The organism is Amycolatopsis sp. 3B14, assembly GCF_050958625.1.
In the GTDB taxonomy this organism is placed as follows: domain Bacteria; phylum Actinomycetota; class Actinomycetes; order Mycobacteriales; family Pseudonocardiaceae; genus Amycolatopsis_E; species Amycolatopsis_E thermoflava.
The window spans coordinates 151,639-157,638 of sequence record NZ_JBHZEN010000048.1 but is presented as its reverse complement, the minus strand read 5'-3'; the positions used below and the strand labels follow the sequence as shown (position 1 = coordinate 157,638).

Genomic DNA, 6,000 nt, shown 5'->3' with positions numbered 1-6,000 from the left:
TTTCGTTGCCGGGTGGCGGTTGCGGGGTGGGTTTGTCGGGCCGCCTTCGTTGCCGGGCGGCGGTTTTCCTTGCGGCTCTCTATTCCAGGTCGAGGATCTTCAGTGCCTTTTCCCGCATCTCGACCTTTCGTACCTTTCCGGTCACGGTCATCGGGAATTCGTCCACGATGTGCACGTACTTCGGGATCTTGTAGTGCGCCAGCTTTCCCGTGCAGAACTCCCGCAGCGACTCCGCCGTCAGTGGCTGGGCTCCTTCGCGCATCCGGATCCACGCCATCAGCTCTTCGCCATACCGCTGGTCGGGGACGCCGATCACCTGCGCGTCCAGCACATCCGGGTGCGTGTAGAGGAATTCCTCGATCTCCCGGGGGTAGATGTTCTCGCCGCCGCGGATGACCATGTCCTTGATCCGCCCGGTGATCTGGATGTAGCCCTCGTCGTCCATCACGCCGAGGTCGCCGGTGTGCATCCACCTCGCCTTGTCGATCACCTCGGCCGTCTTGTCCGGCTGGTCCCAGTATCCGAGCATCACCGAGTAGCCCCGGGTGCACAGCTCACCCGGCTCGCCGCGCGGCACCGTCAGCCCGGTCTCCGGGTCGACGATCTTGACCTCCAGGTGCGGCCCGACCCGTCCCACCGTCGACACCCGCCGCTCGATCGAGTCGTCCGACCGGGTCTGCGTCGACACCGGCGAGGTTTCCGTCATGCCATAACAAATGGACACCTCGGCCATGCCCATCCGCTCGATGACCTGCTTCATCACCTCGACCGGGCAGGGCGAGCCCGCCATGATGCCGGTTCGCAGGCTGCTCAGGTCGTAGTCCTCGAAGCCGGGCTCGGCCAGCTCCGCGATGAACATCGTGGGCACCCCGTACAGGGACGTGCACCGCTCCGCCTCCACCGCCTGCAGGGTGGCCTTCGGCTCGAACGACGGCGCCGGGATCACCATGCACGCGCCGTGCGTGGTGGCCGCGAGGTTGCCCATCACCATTCCGAAGCAGTGATAGAACGGCACCGGGATGCACACCCGGTCCGCTTCCGTGTAGTGGCACAGCTCGCCGACGAAGAAGCCGTTGTTGAGGATGTTGTGGTGCGACAGGGTCGCGCCCTTCGGGAAGCCCGTCGTGCCCGAGGTGTACTGGATGTTGATCGGGTCGTCGGCGGACAGGCCGACCTCCGGCAACGCCTTGCCCCGCCCGGACTCCATCAACTCCGACCACTCGTCCGAGCCCAGCAGCACCACCTGCTCCAGCGCGGCGCAGCGCGGCCGGACCTCCTCGATCATCGCCGCGTAGTCGGACGTCTTGAACGACCGCGCCGCCACCAGCATCTTCACCCCGGCCTGGTTCAGCACGAACTCCAGCTCGTGCGACCGGTAGGCGGGGTTGATGTTGACCAGCACCACGCCGATCTTCGCCGTCGCGTACTGCAGGAACGTCCACTCGGCACAGTTCGGCGACCAGATCCCCACCCGGTCGCCCTTGCCGATGCCGCGCCCGGTCAGCCCGGCGGCCAGCGCGTCGACCTCGGCGGCCAGCTCGCGGTAGGTCCACCGGCGGCCCGACGCGAACTCCACCAGCGCGTCCCGGTCACCGAACGCGGCCACGGTCCGGTCGAAGTTGTCACCGATCGTGTCACCCAGCAAGGGCACCTCGGAGATACCCGACGCATAACTCGGCACGGCTGGCATGACGCCTCCTCGGACGCTGTCGACACTGACTGTGACCGAGTTTAGAAATCCCGGCTCGTCCCGGACACCCCCTAGAGTGGGTGGCATGCGGCTCTCCATCGTCGACTCGTTCACCGGCGCCCCGTTCGCGGGCAACCCCGCCGGGGTGGTGCTGCTCGACGAGCCTGCCGACCCGGCGTGGATGCAGTCGGTGGCCGCTGAGCTGCGGCACTCGGAGACGGCGTTCGTCGAGGTCACCGCCGACGGCCCCAAGCCGCTGCGCTGGTTCACACCGACGGTCGAGGTGGACCTGTGCGGGCACGCCACCCTCGCCGCCGGGCACGTCCTCGGCGGCGAGCAGGTGTTCACCACCCGCAGCGGCGAGCTGCGCACCCGCGCCGCCGACGGGTGGGTCAGCATGGACTTCCCGAACGACCCGCCGCGCGCCGCGGACGACGACGTCCTCGACGCGCTACCGGGCGTGACGATCGCGGGCGTCGCCCGCGGCAAGTGGGACATCCTGGTCGAGGCCACCGACACCGCCCAGGTCCGCGAGCTGAAGCCGGACCTCGACGTCATCGCCGGGTGGGACGCGCGCTGCGTGATCGTCACCGCGCCCGGCGACCGGGACGACGTCGACTTCGTCAGCCGCGTCTTCGGGCCCGCCGTCGGCGTGCCGGAGGACCCGGTGACCGGTTCGGCGCACTGCCTGCTGGCGCCGTTCTGGGCGGAGAAACTGGGGCGGGTCAAGCTCGTCGGCGAGCAGGCGTCGGAACGCGGCGGGATCGTCCGGGTCCTGGTGAACCGTGATCGGGTGACGCTGTCCGGACAGGCCGTCACCGTAGTCAGTGGGGAGCTGCACGCCTGATGCGCATCATCCTGAACCTGATCTGGCTGGTGTTGGCCGGCTTCTGGATGGCTCTCGCGTACGTGGTGGCGGGGATCATCTGCTGCGTCCTGATCATCACGATCCCGTTCGGCATCGCGTCGTTCCGCATCGCGAACTACGCGCTGTGGCCGTTCGGCCGCACGATCGTCGACCGCCGCGACGCAGGCGTCGGGTCGCTGATCGGCAACGTCATCTGGATCATCTTCGCGGGCATCTGGCTCGCGATCGGACACGTCCTCACCGGGATCGCCCTGTGCGTCACGATCATCGGGATCCCGCTCGGGCTGGCGAACTTCAAGCTGATCCCGGTTTCGCTGATGCCCCTTGGCAAGGCGATCGTGCCGGTCGACCGCGGCACCGAGGCGTACTACCGCCCCTGAGGCCCGACGAGCTCGCGCAGCAACTCGACCAGCTTCTCCTGCTGCTCCCGCCCGAGTGAGACCAGCGGCGAGGCGCGGTCGAGGCGGTCGAGCACGCCGGCCCGCGCGTCGCGCCCGGCGGCCGTCAGCACGATCTCCTTGGCCCGCCGGTCGGTCGGGTGCGGCCTGCGCTGAACCAGGCCCTGCTCCTCGAGCCGGTCGATGACGAACGTCGCGTTCGAGGCCTCGCACGCCATCCGGCTCGCCAGCTCACGTGCCGTGATCGGCTCCGACAACTCGCGCAGGGCGACGACCTGCGTCGGGGTCAGGCCGACCTCCTCGCCGACCCGCCGCACGTGCACGTCCAGCCGTCGCGCGAACTCGTGCACGAGTTTGCACACGTCCCGGTCGATTCCGGCGTCCACCATGATCCCGAGTCTAGCGGCGGTGTTCCGAACTGTGATAGTTCTGACTAGCATTATTACAGTTCGAACCAATGGGGGTTGTCGTGCCGTTGCCCGTCTTCTCGCTGATGCTCGTCGTCTTCGGGCTCACGACCGGCGAGTTCGTGATCGCCGGACTCGTGCCGGACGTCGCAGCCGGCCTGTCCGTGTCCGTCCCGTCGGCCGGCCTGCTCGTCAGCGCCTACGCCGCGGGCATGATCGTGGGCGGCCCCGTCCTCACCGCGCTCACCGCGCGGGTCGGCCGGAAACCGCTGATCACCGGGCTCGTCGTGGTGTCCGTGCTGGGGAACCTGGGATCCGCCCTCGCGCCGGGGTACGCCGTCCTGCTGCTGGCGAGGTTCGTCGCGGGCCTGGTCGTCGCCACGTTCTTCGCGGTCGCGATCGCGACCACGGCGGCGATGGCCCCGCCGGGCCGGCAGCCGAGCATGATCGCGAAGGTCGCGCTGGGCATGAACCTCGGGATCGTCCTCGGCACACCGCTGGGCACGTTCGTGGGGCACCACTTCGGCTGGCGGTCCACCTTCGTCGCGGTCGCGGCGATCACGCTCCTCGCGCTGCTGCTGGTGCTGCGTTCCGTCCCGGCGTTCCCGGCGGCAGGCGCGTCGGCTGCCGGGGAACTGCGGGTCCTCGCCGACCGCGAGGTGCAGCTCGGCATCCTCCTGACCGCGGTGGGGAACCTCGGCGCCGTCACGGTTTTCACCTACATCGCGACGCTGCTCACCGAATTCGGCGGCTTCGCCGCGGACGCCGTGCCGGTACTGCTGCTGGTGTATGGCGCGGGAGCGGTGCTCGGGAACCTGCTCGGCGGGCGGCTGGCTGACCGCGCGCTGATGCCGTCGCTCGCCTGGATGCTGGCCGCGCTCGCTGTCACGTTGCTGCTGTTCTGGATCGCCGGCGACAACCGCGTGGCGGCGGCGATCCTGACGTTCGTGCTCGGCGCACTGGCCTTCGCGATCATCCCCGGCATGCAGACGCGCGTGCTCACCGCCGCGGGAGCCGCGCCCACCCTGGCCATCGCGGTCAACGCGTCCGGCTTCCAGCTCGCCGCGGCCTTCGGCGGGTGGCTGGGCGGGCAGCTGCTGACCGGCGCCGGCGCGGGAGCCCTCTACCCGGCCGCGGCCGCGGTCACGCTGGCGGGTCTGGGCATTGCGCTGGCGATGCTGCGCCGCGACTCAGCCGGCGACCGGCCCCAGCCACTTGGCGCACGCGGCCCGAAGTCCGTCGACCCCCAGTGAGGCCACCCACGCCACGTGACCGTCGGGGCGCACGAGGACGGCCGGCGGGAAGTCGGACGGGCCCTTGGCCACGACGACGTCGAGCCGGTCGCCCCAATCCCGCGCGGCGGCCGCCAGTTCCGGGTCGCCTGCGAGGTCCAGCAGCACCGCCCGGCCCGCGTGCAGCAGCGTGAACAGCCGGGTCGCGCCGTGTTCGGTGACGAGGTCGAGGTCCGGGATTCGCTTTCCCAGCAAGGGATCCGCGTCGCCGAGCGGGTAGCGGACGTCGAGCGCGGTGATCATGCCCGCGAGCGCGGAGTTCACCTCCTCGACCGCGATCTGGCGGGCGAACACCTCCCTCAGGGCGTCGACGTGTGCGCCCGGCCGGCTCAACGCGGTCTGCGCACGGGTGTTGTCCAGGACCCGTTCGCCGACCGGGTGCCGCTCCGCGTGGTAGGTGTCGAGCAGGGCCTCAGGCGCGTGTCCGCGGACGACCGCGGCGAGCTTCCAGCCGAGGTTGACCGCGTCCTGCACACCCGTGTTCAGGCCCTGCCCGCCCGCCGGGAAGTGGATGTGCGCCGCGTCGCCGGCGAGCAGCACGCGGCCGCGCCGGTACTGCTCGGCCTGCCGTGCGGCGTCGCCGTAGCGGGAGATCCAGCGGGGGCTGTGCATGCCGAAGTCGGTGCCCGCGATCTCGATCAGCGACTCGCGCAGCTGCTCGAACGTGACCGGTTCGTCCCGGCCTGCCACATGGTCGTAGCGGGTGGTCATGACCCGGAACCAGCCCGGCTGGAAGCCCAGCACCGAGAAGTCACCGCGCTCGGTGCGGCGCATGAACACCGGCTCGCCGGGCGGGTCGGCCAGCTCGACGTCGCCGAGCAGCGCGGTCAGGGTCGCGGGCGTGCCGGGGAAGCCGATGCCGGCGAGCTTGCGGACGGCGCTGCGCCCGCCGTCGCAGCCGACCAGGTAGGCCGCCTCGATGGTGGAACCGTCCGCCAGCGCCACCTCGACGCCGGTCGCGTCCTGCCGGAACCCGCTCACCGCGGACGACCACCGCACCCGCACGCCCAGCTCGGCGGCCCACTGCTCCAGCAGCCGCTCGACGTCGGCCTGCAACAGGTTCAGCAGGAACGGGTACCGGGTCGGCAGGCGGTGGAAGTCCAGCCACAGCCCCGAAAAGTGGCCCACCTGCATCGGACGGCCCGCCGCGAGGAACCGGTCGACGACGCCTCGCTGGTCCAGCACCTCGAGAGTGCGCGCGTGCAACCCGCCCGCGCGCGATTCACCGCTGCGGCCGGGCAGGCGGTCCAGCACGGTCACCTCTACCCCGGCCAGCCGCAGTTCACAGGCGAGCATCAAACCGGTCGGCCCGCCGCCGGCGATCACCACGTTCTCTAACATGATT

At 70.3% G+C, this 6,000-nt stretch carries 6 protein-coding genes; 3 read left to right on the top strand and 3 right to left on the bottom strand.

The genetic code is table 11. The features are described from left to right. Nucleotides 1-79: 79 nt before the first annotated feature. Entirely contained in the window at nt 80-1,690 is a 1,611-nt protein-coding gene (locus tag ACCP09_RS26490; protein ID WP_027933836.1) for an AMP-binding protein, read from the bottom strand. Between the two features lie 85 nt (nt 1,691-1,775). Between ACCP09_RS26490 and ACCP09_RS26485 the strand changes: the two genes are divergently transcribed. After that, nucleotides 1,776-2,537, top strand: a complete 762-nt coding sequence (locus tag ACCP09_RS26485) for a PhzF family phenazine biosynthesis protein (RefSeq protein ID WP_433751227.1) — start codon at nt 1,776-1,778, stop codon at nt 2,535-2,537. Continuing rightward, entirely contained in the window at nt 2,537-2,938 is a 402-nt protein-coding gene (locus tag ACCP09_RS26480; protein WP_027933834.1) for a YccF domain-containing protein, read from the top strand. Before ACCP09_RS26485 ends, ACCP09_RS26480 begins: the two co-directional genes overlap by 1 nt. Here ACCP09_RS26480 and ACCP09_RS26475 read toward each other — a convergent pair. Next, the gene (locus ACCP09_RS26475) at nt 2,926-3,345 is read right to left on the bottom strand and encodes a MarR family winged helix-turn-helix transcriptional regulator (RefSeq protein WP_027933833.1); all 420 of its coding nucleotides are present in this window, start codon (nt 3,343-3,345) and stop codon (nt 2,926-2,928) included. The genes ACCP09_RS26480 and ACCP09_RS26475 overlap by 13 nt on opposite strands. Before the next feature lie 68 nt (nt 3,346-3,413). Between ACCP09_RS26475 and ACCP09_RS26470 the strand changes: the two genes are divergently transcribed. Further along, entirely contained in the window at nt 3,414-4,616 is a 1,203-nt protein-coding gene (locus ACCP09_RS26470) for an MFS transporter (protein ID WP_433751223.1), read from the top strand. Here ACCP09_RS26470 and ACCP09_RS26465 read toward each other — a convergent pair. Then, on the bottom strand, nt 4,554-5,996 hold the full coding sequence (locus ACCP09_RS26465; RefSeq protein WP_433751220.1) for an FAD-dependent monooxygenase: 1,443 nt from the start codon (nt 5,994-5,996) through the stop codon (nt 4,554-4,556). The genes ACCP09_RS26470 and ACCP09_RS26465 overlap by 63 nt on opposite strands. Nucleotides 5,997-6,000: the final 4 nt, after the last annotated feature.

What these genes read in the sequence shown, in the direction of transcription:
- ACCP09_RS26475 (WP_027933833.1), bottom strand. Translation starts at nt 3,345, where the DNA reads ATGGTGGACGCCGGAATCGACCGGGACGTGTGCAAACTCGTGCACGAG.
- ACCP09_RS26470 (WP_433751223.1), top strand. Translation starts at nt 3,414, where the DNA reads ATGGGGGTTGTCGTGCCGTTGCCCGTCTTCTCGCTGATGCTCGTCGTC.
- ACCP09_RS26485 (WP_433751227.1), top strand. Translation starts at nt 1,776, where the DNA reads ATGCGGCTCTCCATCGTCGACTCGTTCACCGGCGCCCCGTTCGCGGGC.
- ACCP09_RS26465 (WP_433751220.1), bottom strand. Translation starts at nt 5,996, where the DNA reads ATGTTAGAGAACGTGGTGATCGCCGGCGGCGGGCCGACCGGTTTGATG.
- ACCP09_RS26490 (WP_027933836.1), bottom strand. Translation starts at nt 1,690, where the DNA reads ATGCCAGCCGTGCCGAGTTATGCGTCGGGTATCTCCGAGGTGCCCTTG.
- ACCP09_RS26480 (WP_027933834.1), top strand. Translation starts at nt 2,537, where the DNA reads ATGCGCATCATCCTGAACCTGATCTGGCTGGTGTTGGCCGGCTTCTGG.